The sequence below is a fragment of the Paenibacillus borealis genome, assembly GCF_000758665.1.
GTDB classification, from domain to species: Bacteria; Bacillota; Bacilli; order Paenibacillales; family Paenibacillaceae; genus Paenibacillus_AQ; species Paenibacillus_AQ borealis.
Window position 1 is genome coordinate 6,244,754 of sequence record NZ_CP009285.1, and the last position, 23,799, is coordinate 6,268,552.

The following is a 23,799-nucleotide window of genomic DNA, read 5'->3' on the forward strand; positions in this document are numbered from 1 at the left end:
ATTCTAGCCGCCGAATAATCCGTAGAAGAATTGCACGGCTCCGGCGCTCATTTGATTGGCCCAGTTATCCAGCGGTGTAATCGTGTAGGCACGCAGACCCGGGATAAACAGGATCAGCAAAAAGATGAAGACCGCCCACTGCTCATACTGCTGCAGTCTCCCGCGGATCGGACGCGGAGCCACATCCTCCACAATCCTGTAGCCGTCCAGCGGCGGCAGGGGAATCAGATTGAACAGGAACAGGAAGAAATTAAGTTGAATGAAAATGCCGAAGAACCAGTAAATAGCCTGAAGCACGCGGTCATTGCTGATAGATTCCAACACTCCGGTCGCCGCCAGAGCCGAATAAATCATTGCTCCGAGGAACCCGAGGAGCAGATTGCTGATCGGACCGACAGCAGATACGATAACGCCCATCAGACGGGGACGGCTGAAATTGTCACGGTTAACCGGAACCGGCCGCGCCCAGCCGAAGCCGGCGACCACGAGCAGGATAATTCCAAAGAAATCGAAATGCACCGCCGGGTTCAGGGTCATGCGGCCGAGCAGGCGTGCTGTCGGGTCACCGAACTTGTTCGCAAAGTAAGCATGGCTAAACTCATGTACTGTAAAGGCGATGAGCAGGGTAATAAGCAGGAACGGAAGCTGTTCCAGCGGCATTCGTATAAAGCTTTGCAGAAATTCCATCTCTACCTCTTTCCGGCTGTAAACGCCACCCAATCTTCTTCACGGGTTACTTCTATAATTTCGAAACCGGAAGACTTCAGCGCTTCCGCTACAAGTCCTTCCTTATCCTTGTAAATACCGGAGGTGATGTAGATTCCTTCCGGCTGGAGTGCACGGTACACATCATCCGTGAACAACACAATAATCTCGGCCAGAATATTCGCTACGACAACCCGCACCGGCAGGGTAACTCCCAGTCCCTCAGCAGCCGAAGCAGCGGCAGGAACAGCTTCCTGTCCAGCCTGGTCAGCAGTATAGCCCGGTCGGGCCGAAGGCCACATATCACCGGCTGTGGTATCTGCCGCCCGTTCACCGCCGAGCAGGGAGAGCAGATCGCTCTCCTTAACTGTGATCGCAGCCTCAAGCCGGTTCAGCGCCACATTCTCACGGGCACTCTCCACCGCCACCGGATCCAAATCCAGGGCGAGGACGGATTTCGCGCCCAGCAGCACCGCGCCTACGGCAAGGATGCCGGAGCCTGTGCCGACATCGATCACTTCATCGCCGCTGGCGATATGCTTCTCAAGCGCGCGCAGGCACAGCGCCGTCGTCGGGTGCGTCCCCGTTCCGAAGGCCATGCCGGGATCGAGTTCGATAATCTTTTCGTCCGGGGAGGCCGGGGTATATTCTTCCCATGTAGGCTTTATGGTCAGCCGTTCCGATACGCGCAGCGGCTTGAAGTACTGCTTCCAGGCATGGGCCCACTCATCCTCATCCACCGTCTTCCAGGAGATCAGCGCTTTGCCGGGATCAATCCCGTACCCTCTCAGCTCTTCCACCCTTGGCGTTACCTCCGCCACAATCTCATCCATTGCCACTGTTTCGGCATAATAGCCCTTAATTACCGCTTCCCCCTCGGGGATGTCATTCAGCGGCTCATCGTATAATTCACCATAACGGGTATCCCGTATTTTATTCAGCGTTCCGGATTCCTCAATGGAAACTCCGCCCGCACCGGCCTCATACAGCAGATTGGATATCATCTCCTGTGCTTCCTCCGTTGTATGTACCGTCAGTTCGTGCCATAGCATGTTAGTAAATCCTCCTGAAAGTTTTGTAGCATATGCTCCGTTGGTTCTGCTCCGCAAAACTTGCTTCGAAAGCATACGCTTAGTTATGAGAGCCCAGTCTCCCTGAAATCACTCCGCAGAACTGGATTGGAAAGCGTCCGCGTAGTTAAGTAAAGCATATCTAGGATAGTATAGCATTTCTTACCCGTGCAGCGCCAAACTGCGCTTCACATCCCTCCATCTGTCCCGCGGCTGCGGCAAAAGCAATCCAGCACATGGTCGTCCACCATCCCCGAGGACTGCATAAATGCATAACAAATCGTCGAGCCGACAAACTTCATCCCTTTGCGCTTCAGCGCCTTGCTCATGTTGTCAGACTGCGGAGTGGTAGCGGGAACCTCCGCTCTGCTCTTCCATTGATTCACCACAGGCGTTCCGCCGGTGAAGCTCCAGAGATACTCTGCGAAGCTGCCCTCCTCCCGGCAAATCTGCAGATAGGCCTCCGCATTGCGGATGACAGCATTAATCTTCAGCCGGTTGCGGATAATCCCCTCATTCTGCATCAGCTCGGCGATCTTGTCCTCCCCGTACAGCACAATCTTCTGCGGATCGAAACCGTCGAAGGCTTCGCGGAAATTCTCCCGCTTCTTCAGTACCGTATACCAGCTCAGTCCGGCCTGCATGCCCTCCAGCATCAGCAGCTCGAACAGCTTCAGATCATCATATAGCGGCTTGCCCCATTCCTCATCATGATAGGCAATATAGACAGGATCCTCATTCACCCAGGCGCAGCGTGTTATCATCAAGTGTTGTTCTCTCCTTATGTACTGAACTGGAAATTCAGTGATAGTTGTATTATGTACAATTAAAAACAGCGAAAAGAGATGCTTGCCTCATATAACTGTATTCTGTACAACTAAATCTTCCCAAATGGCGAGAACCCGTCTACACAGCTCTTTTTAATTGTACGAAATACAACTAAACGGATAATCGCTGGATAATCAGACGTTCTAGTTGTACAAAGTGCAATTAAGTATACCGCATATCCCGTAATCGGGTCACGGCCAACCATCTCTATTTAGCTACTGCGAAATCTGCCCGCCAGATGACGCCTGAGAGCTTTCAGCATAAAAAGAGCAGCCCCGGCCGGGCTGCTCTTCCAATTGTACTTGTTTCTTACTATACTCGCTACAAAATGCCGCCTATTGTGCCAAGAGCTTATCCATGAGGCGGAGGATCATCACTACCGATTCAGCGCGGGAAGCCTGCTCCTCCGGCTTGAACTGTCCATTACCTTTTCCCGTTACGATACCCGCATCAGCAAAGGCATTGATCGGCCCTGCCGCCCAGCCCGCAGTGACGTCGGAGAATGGAACACTATCGCCGCTCACATAGTTCGTCAGACGGGACAGCATCGTCACCATCTCCGCCCGGGTGATCTCCTGCTTGGGATGGAAGGAGCCATCCGCGTACCCGGTGATCACTCCGTTGCCTTGAAGTGCACTAATGGCTTCAGCGGCCCAATGCCCCCGCGTATCCGAGAAGCCGGTTCCGCCTGAAGCATTCAGGCCAAAGGCCTTGAACAGCATCGTTGCAAACTCAGCGCGGGTTACTCTGGCGTCAGGGCGGAGGGAACCATCCGCATAGCCAGTTATAATCCCCATCCGGGCCGCACGTTCAATGAATGCGGCACTCCACAGAGCTGCTGGGGCATCCGGGAATGTGACAGCAGGAGCGGTTTGCCCTTTTGCCATGATCGCTTTTACCTTATCAAGATCTACTCTGTCGTTGAACACAGGCTTCGTTACAGTTGGCAGCGTTGGCCCCGTAGTTACAGCCGGTGTCGGAGTTGCTGCTGGTGTCGGCGTTACCGTTGCCGCCGGAGTTGGCGTTGACGTTGACGCTGGCCTTGGAGTTGCTACAGGTACTGTGCCTCCATCATTGTTGCCTGTAGCCGCCGTTACGGAGACCTGAATCTCCTTCTTCACGCCTCCGTATGAAACTGTGATCATCGCCGTTCCTGTACCCACTGCAGTGACTACCCCCGCTTCGCTCACAGCTGCAACCGAAAGATTGCCAGTGGCATAGTTCGCTTCCAGGGTCTTAAGGGCGCTAGAAAAGTCAGAATACTTAGCCGTTACCGCCAAGCTCTGCGTCTGACCTGCTGTCAGGGAGACTGAAGCTGGCGTCACCTCCAAATCAACCACTGCCGGTGCGGAAACCTCCGTAATCACAACCGGTATCGCAACGGACTTGCCTCCGAATGAAGCCGTGACCGTTGCTTCACCTGCCGCAACGCCCGTGATAAGCCCCTTGTCCGATACAGAAGCAATAGCAGGGTCCGAAGATAACCAAATGACTTGATCCGTGACCACCAGGTTCTCTGCATGATCATATACTGCCGTTATCACAGAAGCTGCGGTCTGGCCCACTTGCAGCGTATGTTTACCCGGATCAGCTGTCAGTTTCAGCAGAACAGGAGCCGTACTTTCCGCCTGAACCTTTACAGCAATGCTGACTGCCGGCATATTTCCGTATTGCGCCTTGATCGTAGCGCCGCCTTCTGCAACCGCATGAATTAGGCCATTGGCATCTACCGTAGCTACATTGTCATTGGAGGAAGTCCAAATCGCTTCATTCGTGACATCTGCTGTGGACTTATCGCTATAGGTAGCGGTGAGAACTGTCGCGCGCTCCTCCCCGGCCTGCAATGTCAGCTCCGCCGGTGATGCCGCCACGGAGGTCACTGTAAGCTCATCCTTCTTTTCAATAGTATAATTGTCTAATAATGCATCGCTTTCTGTAGTACGGGCCTGGATGGTGATTTTGTCATGGCTGACTTGAATGGCAGAATACACCGGAACGTCCTCGTCAAACATGAAGTTGAGATACTCGTACTGCTTACCATCATAGAATTTCCAGCCGGAGGCGCCCCCGTCCAGATAGACCGTCCCGCGCTCGCCGTTTAGCAGCGGCTTTCCTCCATTCATCGGATAGGTGCGCGCATACACATGGTCATGGCCTTCCAGCACCAGATCTACTTTCAGTTCCTCCAGAACAGGCGCAAAATACGTTTGCGTGTATTCAATTACATTCCCGCGCCCATCTTCGGTATGATAAGCAGGCTTATGGAACATTACAATTTTCCATTTTTTATCACTGGCCTGAACATCCCCGCGCAGCCATTCGGCTTGCTTAGCCATGGTCACTTCGTCTGCCTCGGAGTTCAGCACAATGAAATGCACCTCACCTGAATCGAAGGAATAGGCGTAATCCTTCTGAATGTCCGGGCCATTCTCCGGCAGATCCAGTCCCTTGGCAAAAATCTCCTTGCCTTCACCCTTCACATCATGATTCCCCATCGTATAGCCTGAAGGAAGAGAGGATGCATAGACCGAAGAAGCTTCCCAGAACTGGTTCCACTCATTCAGGATTCCTCCGTCGTCAACCATATCGCCGCCGTGCATCACAAATTGGGTATCCGGATAACGGGTTAGAGCATCGCTGATCAGCTGCTGATAGATTTCAAGCCCATTATCTCCTTTGGTATGCGAATCAGTAACGAATACGAAAGAAACGGGGGCTTCCGGTGCTGCATCCAGTGTCTTGTATTCGTACCAGGCACTCCAATGGCCTTCATAGCCCACCCGGTAATGATAAGCCATACCCGGCTCCAGGCCGGTAACCAGTGATTTATGGAACTTAATTTCGCCCAGCGGTCCGCCCTCCACTTCATGGATGACCTCCACTTCAGTAAGCGCAGACTGCTCTACCGCCTTTGGCTGAGCACTGTCCGACCCATGGTCTACCAGGTCGCTGTCCTTCACATATTGTATCTTAGTCTCTTGAACTCCAGGGGCTGTCTGCCAGCCTACGCTCAGCATCGTACCCATATCTTCGGTAACAAAGGTCTGGACATATTTCGGATCATCTCCGCCGAATTGGGTCACAACATTCATGCTGAAGCTCTCACTGGTGCCGCCGTCCTTGACCGCCTGTACTTTCCAGGTGCCGATTGCAAGATTGGCCAGCGAAGTATGAATTTCGCCCTTGGCATCCGTCAGTCCCAATCCTTCTGTAAGGCTCTGCTGCTGTACATCAGCAGAGGCAATATAACCTGTCTTCGTTCCATCCGGCAGATACACTTTGACGAATCCGGAGGTGCTTCCTGCTGTAGCGAAGAATTGCCCGTTGTTCTCTGCTGTAAGCAGCACGGCGGACGATTCGTCAGCGCTTGTATATATATTGGAACTGGCGGCTGTTACCGTCACATAAGTCTGAGGGCCGCTAGTATCGGTAAAATCGATCTCCGCCCCTTCTACGGGAGCTCCCGCATGGGTAGTAACGGTGATAATGTTCTTCGTTTGCAGACCTGATCCCCTGACGCTTAAGGCATACGGGAAACCGATCTTATAATTAACCGGAGAGGCAAAGGAGCTTACGGCAGTCCCGCTGCCATACCCAAAGCGGCCTTCCGCCATCGTGAACTGCTTGTAGGTCTCGCCACGTTCCATTTTTGCGGACCTGCTTACAGCGAAATCAATGCTGGCCAGGGCTTCCGCAGGAACTCCCTGCAGTCCTTCTGCGCTAAATTCAACATAACCGCCTATATTGTCGATGGTACTCTGGACGTTGCTTAGTCCGTCACGAGCGTGCACAGCCTCCGCCTGCAGCGTCTGCGGGTCGAACTTGATCTTGGCCAGCACATTGCTCGCTCCGCCTGTATTCTTCGCCGCCAGCTTCAACCGGTAAGTCTCGTTGCTGACCGCTTCCTCCGGCGCTTCCAAGGTGAGCATCGCCCCATGCTCAATAGTAAAAGCATATTCCGCTGAAGCCGGATTACCCGCCAGATCCTTCACTTCAGCAACCACTTGATGATAACCGCCATCAAGCGGCACCTCCGGGTGATATGTAATTGCCTTAGTGTTCAGATCGTAAGCGTAAGCCTCCGGTGCAACCGGCTGGCCATCCACTGTTAATTGGATCGAGTCTGAATCAATGCCCGATTCCGCATCATCCGCCGACAGGATAATGTCGGATACGGGAGCATTCAAGGTTTGATCCGGTGCGGGTGAAACCGGGGCCAGCACGGGAACATCCATATCTTCATCCGCCGGCTCATCATAAATAAGTCTGACATCATCGATCCATATGGAGCCTTTGTTCTTTTTGCTCATTTGCCGTTCTTTCATCTGGAAGTAGAACGCCACGGTACCGGGCAGCGTCAGATCACTCCCTATCTCGGCCTCGACATATTTCCAGCCGCTCCAGTCTATCCCTGTCTCTTCGCTCCTCATCTCATACGTTTTGGACTTCCCGGTGGCTGAAACATAGAACTTGGAGGTTAGGCCATGCCCTTCGTTATTGGCGTAAATCCACATGCCGATTTTTTTGGGCGTTCTGCCTGTCAAAGCTAACTGGGTTGCAGGCCCGACTGCAACCTGGGAGGGATTATCGGTTATGCCGATAAAATCATAATCAATCCGCAAGGATTTTGCCCCGTCACGAACGTATTTCGGATCACTTTCAAGCGCCATATTGCCGCTGTAGATGCGCGCACTGTCAAACGTTAAGTCTGCCAGGCTCACATGTTCAAAATCCTCCAGCATAACGACATCGCCAGGCTCAGCTGGATCCCCATACACGGTCGATGAAGAGAAGGAAGGTGGAATGACCGGAATCAAAACTGACATTGCCAATACCCCGGTTAATACTCGCTTTAAAAGCGGATGCTGCCTGCTCACTGCCTGCCACGCTCCTCGTTGTCTGTTCTTGTTCGCCTCTAAATCGCAATTTTAAAATTTAAATTTTAAAGGACAAGTTATTCCAGCATAACGCGGTAACGTATTCGTGAGATCATCGCAGTGTAAGCACAATAAATATTTCAGCTACATTATTCCCCGGGCGTCTCCTATGAAAAAAAAGGCGTCCGCCCCTTTTCAGGTTTGGACTGCCTTTTAAGGCTGCAATTGCACCCGCGTCTCTTTGTCTGGCTCGTTGGTGGAATAGAAGAACATGTATATAGAAGCTTCTGTTCCTTTGAAGTCCTTATATACATCAATGCTGTGGTTGTTTCCGTCTCCGCGGAAGTTCACTGTCACTATTTTACCTAAGATCCGGTCTTTCCCTGTGCCGATATGAGTCTGATTCACGCCGCCAAAATGGGGATCATCGCTCTTCGTCTCCACATAGAGATCCGCACCCTGCATATAGTAGGTCCACTGTACCGGATAACCGCCGGTTTCCCGGATCAGCGTCTGCTTCTCGCTGGAGATATTGGTCAATTGGAGTGGCACCTTATCGTCACCATGCCGGGTAACTTTATATTTCCCTACAAGCGTTATTGGCGTCGTCTTTGTAATCTCAAGATCTGCCGGCCGTTCGAAACGCAGGGTTGTCAGCTCCCTGTCCCCGGTTGTCGAATACCATATTCCGCCTTCCAGCTGCCGGCCGTCCACCTCAAGTGTATACGTAACATACGGCAATTCAGCGAATTTAGCTTTGCTCCGGACGGACACACGAATTTGCGTAGGCGTTACTACCATTTGCTCAATCCTGTTATCTGTGTCTCCCGCTTCGAGCGGCAGATCCAGCGCCGTCTTGATTGTGGCGTCTGCCATCTTCTTCTTGCTCAGTTCCAGATCAAACGTCCAAGGGCCGTCAATATTGCGTTCAATCCTGGTGTAGCCGAGCTTATACACTGTGTCAGCCTTGGGAACGTCACCCGGCTTGTAATACTGAAGCGAGGTGTATTCCCCGTTGTCTCCCGGCTTGCCAAAAGCACCTGCCTGAGAGTTCCTGACAAGCTCTCCGTCTCTATAAGCTATAATTTGCGGGAAAGCCAAGCTCTTGGCTTCCGGATTATTAAAGACTGCAGCCGTGGACAGCATCAGACGTTCATCCCCCTCCTTAAAGGGCTGAACACTGAAGGATTCCAGTCCATCCCGGTTAACAGGGAAGCTCTGCTGCTGCGGTGAATCGGTATCCAGGTTCAGATCAACCTCTTGCTGTGAATACGACTCGATTCTCTCTGCCGTCAGGCTCACCTTGACCGTCTCCTGGTCCGGCGTCCAATTCGACTCGAAATACCCGTTATACCGCTGATTCTTCTCGTCCCATTGCTGATAATTATATTCCATTTCATCGCCGTTCCCCTTCGCATCCTTAAGGGACATGCCTTGAATATTCCACATTCCGCTTTCCCTGTCTGCACCGACATCCAGACTGTACAGAATCACCGTCCGGTTCTCATCGGTGAGCGCCGTATGCAGGGTCAGGGTTACTCCATCCTTAGTGATCGTCTGTCCAAGCGGCTGACCCAGATTCTGCGTCAGCGCCGCCTGCACACCTCCTCTACCTCTGAGCAGGATGCCCCAATCATATTGCACAGCAGCATATACGGGCACAGCCACCAGCAGGGCGCTGAGAGAAGCAGCGATGGTGAGCTTGCGCCAGCTGCGGTGACTGCGCGGAGCGGGAGCCTCTGCATCGGTTCTGCTTACTGAACCTGTATGTCCGGCCTGCTCCATCCGTCCCCACATCTCCTCAAAATCAGGATACTGAATCTCGTTATCGTCATTTAAGCGACGCTTTAGCAGTGCTTCGGTGCTGTCCATATTGCTCTTCCTCCTTAGCTATAATCTGAACTCCCGTTTCCTCAAGAATCTTCTTCATCAGGCGCAGCCCCTTGTGCTGCCTGGATTTGACCGTTCCCAGCGGAATATCCAGCATACCGGAAATTTCAGCAAGACTGAATTCATGCATATAACGCAGTGTCAGCACAGCCCTGATCTTCACCGGAAGACGGGACATATAACCAGCCCACTCCAGCTTCGTTTCCTTTTGCTCCACCAGCCCCTCTACATGTGGTTCCGGATTTTCCTTAAACACATAGAGATTGGCCATCAGCTTCTGCTGCAGGCTGTTCCTGCGCTTCAAGTGATTCAGGCAGGTATTGACCGTGATCTTCATGATCCAGGCCTTCAGATGATCTATGTTCTCCCACTGGCTGCGGAAAAGGGTAATGAATACCTCCTGGCATAGATCTTCAGCATCGGCAGCATCATGCACCATATAATAGCAGGTCCGGTATACCTCTTTACTGTACGTTTGGAACAATTCCCTATTGCCCACCTGAGCATGCCTCCTTTCTTGTTTGGACTACCCTTTATAACAACCGGGAGCTTCAAAAGGTTCATTTTCCTATTCACTCTAAGCAAAAAAAAGCATGTCTTCCCGAAAATGAACGGGATACATGCCTTAATAGGAAATTCTATGCTGAACCGGAACAGCATTCGGGGCAGGCAAACATCAGACGATGTTCATTACTTCACGCGCCTGATTGTCCAGTTCCTGCGCAGAGGAAGCAATCAGCGTGAATTCATTCAGGGCTACCTGAATCTGCTGCTGGCTCACACCCACATTCTCTTGAACCAGGTTAAGTCCGGTAGATATTCTTCCTACTTCCTCCGTGATAGCCTGGACACTGTCGCGCACTTCTGTGATCTGATCCTGAACCATTGCGGACAGCTTCCGTACTTCTTTGGCTACTACGTCGAATCCCCGGCCGAATTCACCGGCATGAGCAGCTTCAATAGCCGCGTTAAGCGCAAGCAGATGGGTCTGTGATGCAATATTACGGATGGTCTGTACAACGCCGTGAATGGCCGCGGCCTGCTTCTGCAGATTCAGCAGCGTATCCGTATTTTCGCTCGACACTTCAGCAATTTTATCAATACTCATCAGCAGATCCCGGCTCCGCTCGATTCCTTTTTCCGCACGCTGATTCAGACTGTCAGCCATTTCCTGCATCTGTTCTACTACACGGTTCATATTATTCTGCCTGCCCGTGATATTGGTCGCCACCTTCGACACTCCAATGACATGCGTATCCGTCTCATCAAACACCGGCATATATGTAGCTTCCAGCCAGACCGAATTCCCCTCCGCGTCCATCCGTTCGATTTTATCCTGAAAGCTCCGTCCGGCGAACAGATTCTGCCAGAATAGTTCATAATCAGGGCTGTTCACGAACGAGGGGAAACACAGCTCCTTGTGCTGCATCCCGTACATTTCCTCTACCTTGTATTTCATCGAGCCGGCAAACACCTCATTGACAAAGGCTACCCGGCGGTCAAGATCAAATCGGATCAATGCGAGATTCTTTTCCAAAGCTTTGACAACCAGTGCATCTGTGACTTCCTGGACTGATAGATTCTCCATTATGACAGCTCCCCGCAAATCTCAATTTTTATCTATTTTTTGTGTTATATCAGTTATGTTTCGCTTTATTCATATTAACGGATGTTTGGGCATTTTGGATTATATTAATTAAAAAAATCAGTGTAGATGATGCCGCTGCGCAAGGTAACCGTCCGGCTGCCAATCACGGTCCAGCTAGATAGAAAACCCCACTCCCGGCTGGCGGAGAATGGGGTTTCGAGTTTTGGAAGGCAGAGTATGCGGTTCTTCCGGGTGTATGTACCGTTCTGGACTACTTCTTGGGGCCGTAATCCCCCATCTTAATCCCCCACACACTATCCTTCTGGTATGCAGCTGCTTCCTGCAGATCCGGGAGCCTGGCATCACGGGGATAATGGCGCTCCAGATACTGGACGAAGGCACGCCGCAGACCGATCTCATTGTCCAGCTTGTTGAACTCATTAGGGTGCTTCTCCATTTCGGCAAGTGAAGTTTCCCAGCCTGCCAGATCAGCGGCCTCCGACTGCTCTGCACGGACTTTAGCGGCAAGCTCCCGAAGCTCGCGGTAAGCCTTTTTTACTTTGGAAGAATAGACCTGCTTCTGGTTCAGGAAGGTTAGCAGCGCAACCAGCAACGCCAGTCCAACCCACAAAATAACTGTATTCACGTAAGTAACCTCCCGGTATGGCCTATCTCTTCATTATACACGGCTGCACACAAAAATACCCCACTTCTGTGGGGCATCCTCTGCAACATTTCGCATTATGAACTGGCCAAGATCACATTATTAAACTCACATTATAAGGAAGGTTTCCGCTATTCCTTCTTCAGAATCTCCTCCAGCTGTCTTTTGTCAGCCTCCCGTGACCTGTCCATGGCTTCTATATCATCGTGATCCGCTTCAGCCGCTGAGAATTCAACATCCTCCGCCTTCGCCTCATAGAGCATTTTCAATTTTTCCGTTTTGGAGAATATTTTCGAGTTTTCTCTGTCCACTTTCCATCAGCCTCCCAGGTAATGTTATTTGACAATCAAATCATTCCGCCGGCTTCCTCAATAAGTGTCAGCGCCTGATCGTAAATGGCCGAATCCACAATTACAGTCAGCAGAATATTTCTGCCTGTCGGTCCGCCATCCCCGCCGTGGCTCATCCCGCTGCCGCTCGTATGCGATGCGGAGAGGATGCCCGTATGCTCACTGACTGCGGTCATGGAATCCATACTCGCCAAATTGCCGGTGACCGGATTCACTCCGGACTGCAGCCCGTTCCCGCCAAACCTGCTGAACCTGTCAATAGTGACTTCTTCAACGCGCAATGCCTGCAGCTTGCGGGAGACTCCTTCCGCTTCTTCTGGAGCCCTGAAGTACGCCAGTATATATCTTTCCAAGACCGTATCCCCGCTCTCTTGAAATTTAAGCTATATGTTGTACAAGTTTATGGTGTCTTGACGGGGAGTTTTTTATTCTTTTTTTCCAATAACCAAGTAATTTAATCGGTTTTCGACAATTTATTCACCACTTTACCGTAATATGGTACTAAAGTAGTATATTCCAAACTGTAAATTGCCTGTAAAATAAATGTAATTTTCACAATTATTTTTCTGCAAAGCATTAAGCCATTAGGAAGGGAGAGAACCGGTTTATAAGGTTGCAGCAATCAAAATCAAATACTACTGGGGAGGATATTAAATGTTCAGACGCTCCATTCGCAAATTTGGCCTAGGCACTGCAAGCTTTAGTCTAGCTGTTTCAATTCTCTTTCCTTCCGCATCTTTCGCAAGTAGCGATTCGTTTTTACCGGCAGCACCGGATCTCAAGAATCAAGTCTCTCTGCTTAACTCCAGGCTTGGCAACACCCCGGACTCATTGAAATCTTCCATCCAGAACTACACTTCAGCGATAAACTCCAAACCGCAGAATTATGCGGGCAACATCACTACTTCAGCACCAGTAACTTTCATTGTCCAATTGCAGAGCGACCCGGTCAAAGTAGCTGAGAACCAGGGCGCCAAGAGCAAAGCGCCTGCCCTGCAGCGCAATATTCTCCGCACGGAGCATAACAGCTTCGCTGCCGCTGCCGTTGCGCTCGGTGCAACCACCGGCCATGAATATACGGAAGTATTCAACGGCTACTCTGTGACTCTGCCGGGTAATCAAGTGGACAAGCTGCTGACCTTACCTGGTGTGAAGGCGGTCTTCCCTAACCAGAAGGTTCAAGCGCTGGAAACTGCAACAGATGCCTCTACTCTTACCGAAACCCTTAAGGATGCCGGGGCTGCCGAAAAGGTTGGAAACGGGGATATCTTCGGTTCCGATGAACTGAATGAGGATGGCATCACAGGTGAAGGAATCCAGGTTGCCGTAATCGATACCGGTATCGACCGTACGCATCCGTACCTGGAGGAAATTTATAAAGGCGGGTATGATGTCGTCGACGGTGACGACGATCCGTCAGAGACAGCGCCTGATTCCGATTATGCGCCAATCAACGGCAATCCTTATGAGACGGCTCACGGCTCACACGTCTCTGGTATTATCAAGAGCGTAGCACCGGATGTTGAGCTTTATGTGTACCGCGTGCTCGGTCCATATGGAAGCGGCACTACGGACGACGTTATTGACGGTATCGAAAGAGCCGTAGCCGACGGTGCCGATGTTATTAACCTCTCGCTCGGTTCAGATGTGAACCAGCAGTATTCGCCTGATGCCATTGCAGTGGATAACGCTGCTGCTGCCGGTGTCACCGTTGTACTGGCCGCAGGTAACGCCGGTCCCGAAGCGGAAACCGTCGGTACACCAGGCGGTGCGCACCGCACCATTTCAGTCGCCGCTTCTACGACCCCTGCCGATATTACGTTCATTAAGGTGGGTGTTACCCAGACTGTCTATGGTATCCAGGCTTCTGAAGAAGGACTTCCCGGAAAAGCCAACGGCTTGGAAGTTGTCTATGCCGGACTTGGGCTTACTGTAGATGATTATAAGAATGCAGATGTTGAAGGTAAAATTGCGATTGTTGACCGCGGAACCAACACCTTCGTGAACAAGTCCGCAAATGCCCGTGCAGCAGGAGCTGTCGGCTTGCTGATTGCTAACAACAGAGCAGGTGATCTCAATGCTGCTACTGATGCTACCGGAGTCCCTACTTACGGCATCACCCAGGACGAAGGCAAAGCGATCAAAGCTGAACTGGCAGCGAACCGCAATAAGCTGTCCTTCTCTGTGGGTCGAGATAAAGACAACCTCATTGCCGGTTTCAGCTCGCGCGGACCTGCACTTCCGGACTTCACCATCAAGCCGGATGTAACGGCTCCGGGTGTCGGGGTGAATTCATCCGTACCGGATTGGGAAAGCAAAACAGGTTACACCAAGCTCAACGGAACCAGTATGGCCAGCCCGCATGTGGCCGGGGCTGCTGCACTGCTGCTGAGCGCAAGCATTCCTGATAACGGGGAAGAGCCTTCCCTGACTCCGGACCAGGTTAAAATCCTGTTAGCCAATAATGCCACGACTCTTTCCGACCGGAATAATAAATATTACAGTGTATACGAGCAGGGTGCCGGGCTGATTGATCTTCCAAAAGCACTTAGTGCCACTGCCATCGCCCGTGTTCCGGAGGTGCTTGATACCAAACGTCCGGAAACAGAAATACCTAAGGTTAACTATGACACAGGCTCCTTGTCCTTCGGACTGGTGACTGCGGCGTCCACTGTGACGAAGACCGTGTATGTAGACTCCCTGACTGGGGAACCCGACACTTTCACTATTGATGTGGAATGGCGTACTCCAACCCATAAAGGTATTGATTTTGCCAATCTTGAAACCTCTGTTGAAGCAGATCATTACTTCCAGGTGCCCCTGACGGTAGCTGCGAATGCGGAGACTGGAAAGTACGAAGGTGTACTGACGCTAACTTCAGGTACAGAGACTCTGACTCTGCCGTTCAGCGTGGTAGTAGGTGCGCAGTACAAACCGGACACAATCACGAATTTCGAAGTCGGTGCAGAGAATTTCGAGTTCATTTCACCTAACGGTGACGGGCTTCTGGAGAGCACCTACCTGACCTTCTCTGTAAATGAAACCGTAGAAAACCTAGCGCTGGAAGTTGTTTCACTGGATGGTTCTACAACGGTTGTCGGAGACGTGTATGCTACAGGGCAGAAATTCTACCCGGGCCTCTATGAAGAACCGGAATGGACTGGCGTCATTGATGTTCAGGGTGAGCCTTATGTATTGCCTGACGGCATCTATTCCATAACTCCTGTCCTGGACGGAACGACCCGTTTCAAAGATCTGTCTGCTATTGTTATTATTGACCGTGAAGCACCGGAAGTCAGCGGTGCAACAATAACGGAGCACGCCCGGACGAACGAGCAGGAACCACGAAGTGCAACCATTAGTGGCGTCATTGCTTACGATCTGATGTTCGAGCTGATCGATGAAGAGACGGATCCGAATGATCTGCTTGCAGTTTCTGCCGCCTATGAAGAACCGGATGGCACCGTAAAAGAAGCGGACGGCTATATTGATTCCAACGGTTATTTTGAAATTGAGGTTCCTTTGACCGAGGGCTTGAATCAGTTCTATCTGTACGCTTACGATTACGCTTCAAACGGTTGGCTTGACTATAACCAGCTTCTGCGTTACAACACAGATCAGACAGTAGCAACGGTCTCACCTACAGCTTCCAGTGCGACTGTTGAGCTGGGTAATTCGATTACCATTGATGCCGGCTTCTCCGTAACTGAGAATGTGTACGGTATCTACGGAGCCACTTTCAATTTGCTCTACAGCAATAGCCTGGCTCAGCCAAATATCAAGTCAAGCGTACAGCTGGCAACCTATCAGGAAACTCATTTCCCTGGTGTACCATTGCCTGAATATACGAACCTGATCCATTTGGAGGACGGACGCGATGTCCAGCAGTACGGCGTGCATGTAACAGACGGAGCTTACGATGGAATTGGTACCGGATCCTTAGGACAGTTCACCTTTACTCCGACTAAAGCCGGAACCTATACTTTTGAGCTAGCGGATATTAAGCTTTGGAGCGACAATTACTCGGCAACAATTCCGGCAGGTTCATCGACCGTGAGTGTCGTTGTCAAAGAGCCGCTATCCGGCTCCAGTAATCCATCACCATCTACAAGTACATCAACACCAGCTGCAGGCACTAATACGGCTTCCGGGCAGATTACTGAAACTGCTGATCCTGCAGGCGGAAAGCCTACAGCGAGCCTGGCTGTTTCGGACTCCGTTCTGGATGCAGCATTGAAGAGTGCGGTGAACAACAGTGTGGTACTGAACATCACTGATGTAGACTTCTCCAAATATGGACAAGTTAGCATTGTACTCACAGCTGCCCAAGCGGACAAGCTGAAGAGCTCCGCAAGTGCACTCAGCCTGAACGGCAAGGGATTCTCCCTGATCATTCCGGCTGGCACACTTCCAGACTTCATTACCGCCAGTGGCCTAACCGTCACAATCGGTTTGAATGAGGAAGCGGATACCGCCCCTCTAAGCGGCAGTACAGGAAGCATTGATATCGGCTCCTCCTCACTGACCCTCAAGAACGGCTGGACGACAAGCAAACCTGTATTTGTACAGCTTGCCCTGAACCCTGACGGCTTGAAGGATGTCCGCAAGACAGGAGCTTATAAAGAGTCTGCTGAAAATTCATGGAGTTATCTGCAGCCAGGCACCATTCCTGCAGACGGCCTGCTGCAGTTCAGCATTACCGGCGATGGCACTTACACTGCTGCAGCCCGTAATGCAAGCTTCTCCGATATCGGCGTACACTGGGCCAAGGATGCTGTCGAAGTTCTTGCCGCTCACGGTATCGTAGCCGGTAAAGGAACTACGGCCAGCTTCAAGCCTGCCGACACCCTGAATCAGGCTGAGCTGTTGACCCTGTTCGACCGCTTGCTCGGCAAAGGCGACACCTGGACAATACACATCAAGGAGAGCGGCTCCCGTGATGTCCTGACCCGCGAAGAAGCAGCGGTAATATTGGCTGAGGCACTGGGTGCCGATGTCACTTCCTCCTCGCTGACCTTTAAGGATGCAGGTTCCATCTCGGCTAATGCCAAGAACGCAATCGCTTATGCAGTAAGCAAAGGCTACCTCCAGGGTGTAGGCAACAACACCTTCAACCCGAAAGGTACCCTGACGCGTGCCCAGGCCGCGGTAATCCTGGAGCGTGTGCTCGAGGATCTGCGTAATCAGTAAACGGAATACTGTATTTCATAAGTAATATGCCCCAAAAGTAACGGCGGCAGTATCCTTAATCAGGATGCTGCCGCCGTTTTTGTACAGATTCAAGATAGTGCTGTCTATGAACCGGACTGTTGGAATAGTTGTGCTTGCAGCAGGATCGTCATATCTTCTCCCCTGCAGATCCCCTTATGTTTAGCAGAATTTCTCGAACAACGAAATCCTGCACATAATACAACATTCCCTTCTTAATATCAGCCTAAATCCAGAATTGTTGTATAAAAAGCAGGATTTCACCTTTTTCAAGCGGCTTAGCAGGATTATTCTTGCATTTCATACAACAATCCGCCCGGGCACCCGGCTATCTATGAACCCAAGTTGCAAAACGTACAACATTTATGCCTACAACCCCCTCTCAACTTCTCCATTTGCCGGTAACGAATCAATCGCCGTGGAATTGAGGATATATGCCTCCAGTCCCGCAGCGATTGGCCGGTAACTGGTTTGGCTAATGTCTAAAGTGAGGTGCACATAGCAAAAAACGCCCGCCTCCAATTCCATGGGGGCGGGCGCTGCTGTTAAGAGATTAGTCCCCGCGGAACGCACGTTTCACGCGGTCAAAGAAGGACTGCTCTTGCTCATGAGTGTTCTCTCCATTGTGGGAGGCGAACTGGCGGAGCAGGTCTTTCTGCTCATCACTGAGCTTGCTCGGCGTGACCACAATGACGCGGACATGCTGATCGCCGACTCCGCTGCCGCGCAGATGAGGAACACCTTTGCCTTTGAGGCGGAAGAAGGTTCCGGTCTGTGTGCCTGCCGGGATCTTGAGCTTCACTTTTTCCGTAAGTGTAGGAATTTCAATCTCGTCACCGAGCGCCGCCTGAGCGAACGTCAATGGAACCTCGCACATAATATCATCGTTCTCGCGCTCGAAGAAATCGTGATTCTTGACGCGGAAGACAATGTACAGATCTCCGGCCGGGCCGCCGCGTGTGCCGCCTTCGCCTTCACCGGTCATGCGCAGCTGCGCGCCGTCATCGACACCGGCAGGAATGCGCACATGAATCTTGCGCTGTTTCTTAACCTTGCCCTGGCCCGCACATGTTGTACATTTTTCCTTGATGATTTTGCCTGTACCACTGCAGTGTGAGCAGGGACGGCGGTTACGCATCTGTCCAAGCGGTGTATTCTGCACGAATTCCTGCTGGCCGCTGCCGTGGCATACGGAACAGGTCTCCGGTTTCGTTCCGGGTTTGGCACCGGAGCCAAAGCAGGTATCACAGGTTTCCGTGCGCGGAATGGTAATATCGGTTTCTTTACCGAATACCGCTTCCTTGAATTCAATGGTCATTGTATACTGCAAATCTCCGCCGCGCTGCGGTGCATTCGGATCACGCCGTCCGCCACCGCCGAAGAACATGTCGAAGATATCGCCAAGACCGCCGAAATCTCCGCCGCCGCCGCCGAAGCCGCCGCCCATGCCCTGGTTAGGATCAATATGTCCATATTGGTCATAACGAGCCCGCTGCTGCCCGTCACTGAGGACGTCGTAAGCTTCCTTAACCTCTTTGAACTTGGCTTCTGCATCGCCAGCTTTATTCACATCCGGATGATACTGGCGCGCCAGCTTACGGTACGCTTTCTTCACATCTTCGTCTGAAGCATCTCTTCCGAGGCCCAGAACCTCATAATAATCGCGTTTATCTGCCACTGCTTTCACCTCCGTACATCGTTATTCTTCTGCCCTTAACATGGCAAGTAGAAACGGCTACGCCGTCCCGCGGGGACGGCACCGTTTCTTCGAGAAATGTAAGAAGAAATTTATGACGGGAAACCCATAAATCCTTACATTTTAAAGGGAAAGCCAAAACACGGGATGCCCCGGTTTTGACCTTCCCCTCTCACCAAATAGAAACTTATCGTTTAAGGTTACCCTTGATTCTTCTCATCGTCAACCACTTCGTAATCGGCGTCTACCACGTTGTCTTTCTTGGCGTTGCCTTCAGAAGCTCCTTGACCGCCTTCAGCGCCTTGCTCGGCTTGTGCAGCCTGTTCATACAGCTTCACGGACAACTGCTGTACGATCTCATTCAGCGCCTCTGTAGCGGCAGTGATTTCTTCCAGGTTGTCAGTTTCAAGCGCAGCCTTCACCTTGTCCTTGGCTTCGTTCGCTTTGTCGATCTCGGAAGCGTCAACTTTGTCAGCAAGGTCTTTGATGACTTTGTCAGTGGAGTATACGAGCTGGTCAGCGTTATTCTTCGCTTCTACCAGTTCTTTACGCTTGCGGTCTTCCTCAGCGTGCAGCTCGGCATCCTTCATCATCTGTTCTACTTCAGCATCGCTCAGGCCGCTGGAAGAAGTGATAGTGATCTTCTGGCTCTTGTTGGTGCCTTTATCCGTAGCAGATACGTTAACGATACCGTTGGCATCGATGTCAAAGGTAACTTCGATCTGCGGTACGCCACGTGGTGCCGGTGGAATCTCGTTCAGCATGAAGCGTCCCAGTGTCTTGTTGCCGTTCGCCATCTGGCGCTCACCCTGCAATACGTGGATTTCCACGCTTGGCTGGCTGTCCGCGAAGGTCGAGAACACTTGTGATTTGCTTGTAGGGATCGTAGTGTTGCGTTCGATCATCTTCGTGAATACGCCGCCTGCAGTTTCAATACCGAGGGACAGCGGAGTTACGTCAAGCAGTACCACGTCTTTAACGTCACCAGTCAGCACGCCCGCTTGAACAGCAGCACCAAGGGCTACGACTTCATCCGGGTTAACGCCTTTGTGAGGCTCTTTGCCTGTCAGCTTCTTGATCGCATCCTGTACGGCAGGAATACGTGTGGAACCGCCGACCAGCACGATTCTGTTCAGGTCAGCAGGAGTCATTCCCGCATCGCTCAGCGCTTGACGGGTTGGTCCCAGGGTACGTTCTACCAGGCTGGCAGTCAGTTCGTCGAACTTGGCACGGGTCAGGTTGACCTCCAAGTGCTGTGGTACTCCGTCAACAACCGTGATGAACGGCAGCGATACCGTAGTAGTCAGTACGCCGGACAGCTCTTTTTTCGCTTTTTCCGCAGCATCCTTCAGACGTTGTACAGCCGCTTTATCTTTGCTCAGATCAATGCCTTGCTCTTTCTTGAATTCAGCCACGAGATAATCCATAACCAGCTGGTCAAAATCATCACCGCCCAGACGGTTGTCACCGCTGGTAGCTTTTACTTCGAAGAAGCCGTCGCCCAGTTCAAGGATCGATACGTCGAACGTACCGCCGCCAAGGTCATAGACAAGGATGGTCTGGTCTTCGGATTTCTCCAGACCGTAAGCAAGTGCTGCTGCCGTTGGCTCGTTGACGATACGCAGTACTTCGAGACCGGCAATCTTGCCTGCATCCTTCGTAGCTTGACGCTGGCTGTCATTAAAATATGCAGGAACCGTAATAACGGCCTGGGTTACTGTCTGGCCCAGATATGCTTCAGCATCGGATTTCAGCTTCTGGAGAATCATCGCCGAAATTTCCTGTGCGGAGTAGTCTTTGCCGTCAATGCTTTCTTTGTGGTTCGTACCCATGTGGCGCTTAATGGAAGCGATGGTACGGTCCGGATTCGTGATAGCCTGGCGTTTAGCCGTTTCGCCGACGATACGCTCGCCGTCTTTCTTGAAGCCTACCACCGATGGGGTTGTACGCGCGCCTTCCGGATTCGGGATAACGACGGCTTCGCCGCCTTCCATAACGGCAACGCAAGAGTTGGTGGTTCCTAAGTCAATACCGATAACTTTACTCACTGTAATTTGCCTCCTCAGACATAATGTGAAGCCCGGGGCTTCAACCATTCATATTGTTATTGTGGTGAAACGTTGTCTTCGTAAATTCAAGCTCGCTTATATAGACAGAACTACATGCTGACTTTGACCATGGCCGGACGAAGAACTTTATCTTTCAGGAGATAGCCCTTCTGGACTTCTTCCGTCACGATGCCTTCCTCGTGCTCCTCGCTCTCCACCTGCATGATCGCCTGATGATATTCAGGGTTAAAGGGCTGTCCTACCGTTTCCATGGCTGTAAGTCCTTCAGACTTAAGTACCCCGTCCAGCTGACGGAAAATCATATTGATGCCTTTGGTGAACGCCTCGGAATCCGGGCCTGCCGGAGTTGTTGCCAGTGCACGCTCGAAGTTGTCGAGTACCGGAAGCAATTCAGTTACGAGCTTGGAAGTCGCGTATTGCGCCAGCTCTTCCTTTTCCTTCTGTGTACGGCGGCGGAAGTTATCGAAATCAGCCTGTACGCGCAGTGCACGCGCCTGATGTTCATTCGCAAGCTCCTGCAGCCGTCCGAACTCCTCTCCACTGTCTGAAGCCGCCTCGCCGGCCTCTTCAGCCGTAAATGTGCCAGTGCCTTCTGCAGCTTCAGCCTCATCAGCAGCCTGGTTCTCATTTATGGAGGGATCCTTTTGTTCATTCATTTCCTGAATCTCTTCCTCTTTCAAGTTGTCTTCACCTCCTTAACATTATTCACGATAATCATTTACGCTCTGTTCACTTATACCAGTGTGCCAGCATCGCTGTCAAATCCCGGGACAAAATCCCCAGAATGCCCATCACTCGAGCATACTCCATCCGGGTCGGCCCCAGGATGCCGATGCTTCCCAGCGCTTTGCCATCCAGCGAATAGGTAGCGGTAATCAGACTGCAATTCGCAAAGGCATCATGCTTATTCTCTGTACCAATGCGCACTTGCATCCCCGTTCCGCCGCTTGTTGGAGTAAGCATTTTGAGCAGGGTTGGCGTCTCTTCCAGCAGGTCCAGAATATTCTTCACCTTGTCAACGTCCTTGAACTCCGGCTGGGTCAGCATATTCGTTGCGCCGCTGAGATAGATGCGCTGTTCATGGTCGCTTTCGAGCGCCGTGTCCAGCACCTGCATTAATTCTTCATAGTGGGAGATGTGACGCTGCATTTCCTCGCCCAGCTCGGAATAGAGCTGGCTCTTCAGCTTATAGAGCGGTACATTCACCAGCTTGCTGTTCAGCAGATTGACGACCTTCTCCATCTCGGATACAGAAATATCCGGAGGAAGGTTGACGATCTTGTTCTCCACCTGACCGGTGCTGGTAACGATAATCGCCACTGCAGTGTTGTCATCGAGCGGAAGCAGCTGAAAATGGCGCAATGAAGTATGAAAAACCTCCGGTCCCAGCAGGATGGAAGTATAATTCGTCATATTGGAAAGAATCATTGCCGCATGTTGGATTACCTGCTCTGTCGCATTCAGCTTCTCGGCGAAAAAAGCGCGGATCGTGCCCAGTTCGGCCGTTTCGGCGGAATTCCACGGTACCAGATGATCCACATAATAGCGGTAGCCCTTATGGGAAGGAATTCTCCCTGCCGAAGTATGAGGCTGCTCCAGGTATCCCAGGTCCTCAAGATCAGCCATTTCGTTGCGGATCGTCGCAGGACTGTAGCCTACATCCCCGCGTTTCGAGATACTGCGCGAGCCTACCGGCTCAGCGGAAAGAATATAATCATCTACGATTGCATTCAGTATCATTCTCTGGCGTTCAGTTAACATGTTATTCCCTCCTATCGGCTGTGGCTCCGATTCGTTAGCACTCTAGTTAGATGAGTGCTAACCACTAATACAAAAATACCAAACTGACCTTGGCATTGTCAAGTCAGTTTCACAAATCATAAAGCACTGCCGGATGCAATTTTTTCAAGATAAAACCATTATTCCGATATGACACCGCAACCATTCATCCGCTACACCGTCAGATAAACAAGGGGTGATGAAATGCGCTTGATGAAATCATGGTTATGCACTATTATCGCCGGAGTCTTAGGTGCAATGCTGCTTACAGGCTGTACCGGCAAAATAATTCAGAACAAGTGCTACTATGGTGATGTAGATTATGCATCCATCCTGCAATGGGATAGTGTCCAGTATTATGATAATACCGAGACTAATCTCAGTGTACTGGGTAAAGGCAAGGCTATCGGCAAGATTACTTACAGCAAATCCGAGCATAGGTGTCCCCGCCAAGAGCTGCAGGATGGAGATGCAACGAATCTTAAGACAGGCACACAGCTCTATGAAGCCGAGGGATATAAAGTGTCGGCAAGAATCTGGGCGGGGGACCGGCTCTATGTGGCGTCCAGCAATCCTGCAGCCAGAACCCTCAACGATCTGCTGGATGCCGAGGGCAAAATACAAACCGTCCGTTTCATCAGCGGCAATGACGGTTCTGATCTGATGGACTTTACCCCGGAGGCCAACGCCATATTTATCCGGGAATTCCCCAAGCTGGAGTACATTCCGTTCGAAGAGCTGTCCAAACAGACGAAAAGCTGGGTGGGCGACAAATACTGGATGGAAATCGAAATGAAAGACGGGTCCACCCGAAGAGTTACCTATAATACGATGTTCCCTTCATTTCAGCCTTCCGCGTATGCAACACCTGAACTGGCCGAGCTGATAGAGCAGCAACGCAAGCTTATTTATGCCAGGTAACGGGGCGATCACTTGTGCGCGAAGCGGAAATGTTGTACGTTATACAACTTAGATTCTTAGATAGGCAGGTGTTCAGACAGATTGTTGTACGAAATGCAACAATTATCCCGCTTAGCGTCTTGGGGGAGATGAAATGCTGCATTTTCTACAACAA

General features: G+C 51.4%; 16 protein-coding genes. 2 read left to right on the forward strand and 14 right to left on the reverse strand.

The features are described 5' to 3' along the window. Positions 1-3: 3 nt before the first annotated feature. From PBOR_RS26500 to PBOR_RS26545, 10 genes are all read right to left on the reverse strand, one after another. Positions 4-687 (reverse strand): site-2 protease family protein, encoded by a 684-nt coding sequence (locus PBOR_RS26500; protein ID WP_042216840.1) that lies wholly within the window; start codon positions 685-687, stop codon positions 4-6. A gap of 2 nt (positions 688-689) precedes the next feature. After that, on the reverse strand, positions 690-1,757 hold the full coding sequence (prmA, locus tag PBOR_RS26505) for a 50S ribosomal protein L11 methyltransferase (RefSeq protein ID WP_042216842.1): 1,068 nt from the start codon (positions 1,755-1,757) through the stop codon (positions 690-692). Positions 1,758-1,963: 206 nt separating this feature from the next. Then, on the reverse strand, positions 1,964-2,539 hold the full coding sequence (locus tag PBOR_RS26510) for a DNA-3-methyladenine glycosylase I (RefSeq protein WP_174479876.1): 576 nt from the start codon (positions 2,537-2,539) through the stop codon (positions 1,964-1,966). 399 nt (positions 2,540-2,938) lie between these two features. Beyond that, entirely contained in the window at positions 2,939-7,429 is a 4,491-nt protein-coding gene (locus tag PBOR_RS26515; RefSeq protein WP_081972195.1) for an S-layer homology domain-containing protein, read from the reverse strand. Between the two features lie 264 nt (positions 7,430-7,693). Further along, entirely contained in the window at positions 7,694-9,352 is a 1,659-nt protein-coding gene (locus PBOR_RS26520) for a DUF4179 domain-containing protein (protein ID WP_042216846.1), read from the reverse strand. Continuing rightward, complete coding sequence (locus tag PBOR_RS26525) at positions 9,312-9,809, reverse strand: RNA polymerase sigma factor (RefSeq protein ID WP_245648299.1); 498 nt, start codon at positions 9,807-9,809, stop codon at positions 9,312-9,314. Before PBOR_RS26525 ends, PBOR_RS26520 begins: the two co-directional genes overlap by 41 nt. Positions 9,810-10,046: 237 nt before the next feature. Then, positions 10,047-10,958, reverse strand: a complete 912-nt coding sequence (locus tag PBOR_RS26530) for a methyl-accepting chemotaxis protein (RefSeq protein ID WP_042216850.1) — start codon at positions 10,956-10,958, stop codon at positions 10,047-10,049. A gap of 271 nt (positions 10,959-11,229) precedes the next feature. Then, the gene (locus PBOR_RS26535; RefSeq protein WP_042216852.1) at positions 11,230-11,604 is read right to left on the reverse strand and encodes a hypothetical protein; all 375 of its coding nucleotides are present in this window, start codon (positions 11,602-11,604) and stop codon (positions 11,230-11,232) included. Positions 11,605-11,753: 149 nt separating this feature from the next. Further along, positions 11,754-11,933 (reverse strand): YfhD family protein, encoded by a 180-nt coding sequence (locus PBOR_RS26540; protein ID WP_039300782.1) that lies wholly within the window; start codon positions 11,931-11,933, stop codon positions 11,754-11,756. 35 nt (positions 11,934-11,968) lie between these two features. Continuing rightward, positions 11,969-12,325, reverse strand: coding sequence for a hypothetical protein (locus tag PBOR_RS26545; protein ID WP_042216855.1), 357 nt, complete (start codon positions 12,323-12,325; stop codon positions 11,969-11,971). A gap of 478 nt (positions 12,326-12,803) precedes the next feature. Here PBOR_RS26545 and PBOR_RS35720 point away from each other — a divergent pair, with 478 nt between their 5' ends. Then, positions 12,804-17,162, forward strand: a complete 4,359-nt coding sequence (locus PBOR_RS35720) for a S8 family serine peptidase (RefSeq protein WP_218918862.1) — start codon at positions 12,804-12,806, stop codon at positions 17,160-17,162. A gap of 571 nt (positions 17,163-17,733) precedes the next feature. Here the strand turns inward: PBOR_RS35720 and dnaJ are convergent. The 4 genes from dnaJ to hrcA form a co-directional block, all read right to left on the reverse strand. After that, positions 17,734-18,858, reverse strand: coding sequence for a molecular chaperone DnaJ (gene dnaJ, locus PBOR_RS26555; RefSeq protein ID WP_042139464.1), 1,125 nt, complete (start codon positions 18,856-18,858; stop codon positions 17,734-17,736). Positions 18,859-19,076: 218 nt separating this feature from the next. Further along, the gene (dnaK, locus tag PBOR_RS26560; RefSeq protein WP_042216858.1) at positions 19,077-20,924 is read right to left on the reverse strand and encodes a molecular chaperone DnaK; all 1,848 of its coding nucleotides are present in this window, start codon (positions 20,922-20,924) and stop codon (positions 19,077-19,079) included. Positions 20,925-21,034: 110 nt separating this feature from the next. After that, entirely contained in the window at positions 21,035-21,625 is a 591-nt protein-coding gene (gene grpE / locus PBOR_RS26565; RefSeq protein WP_042216859.1) for a nucleotide exchange factor GrpE, read from the reverse strand. A gap of 49 nt (positions 21,626-21,674) precedes the next feature. Next, entirely contained in the window at positions 21,675-22,706 is a 1,032-nt protein-coding gene (hrcA, locus tag PBOR_RS26570; RefSeq protein ID WP_042216861.1) for a heat-inducible transcriptional repressor HrcA, read from the reverse strand. Between the two features lie 231 nt (positions 22,707-22,937). Between hrcA and PBOR_RS26575 the strand changes: the two genes are divergently transcribed. Then, entirely contained in the window at positions 22,938-23,645 is a 708-nt protein-coding gene (locus PBOR_RS26575) for a hypothetical protein (RefSeq protein ID WP_218918863.1), read from the forward strand. Positions 23,646-23,799 lie beyond the last annotated feature (154 nt).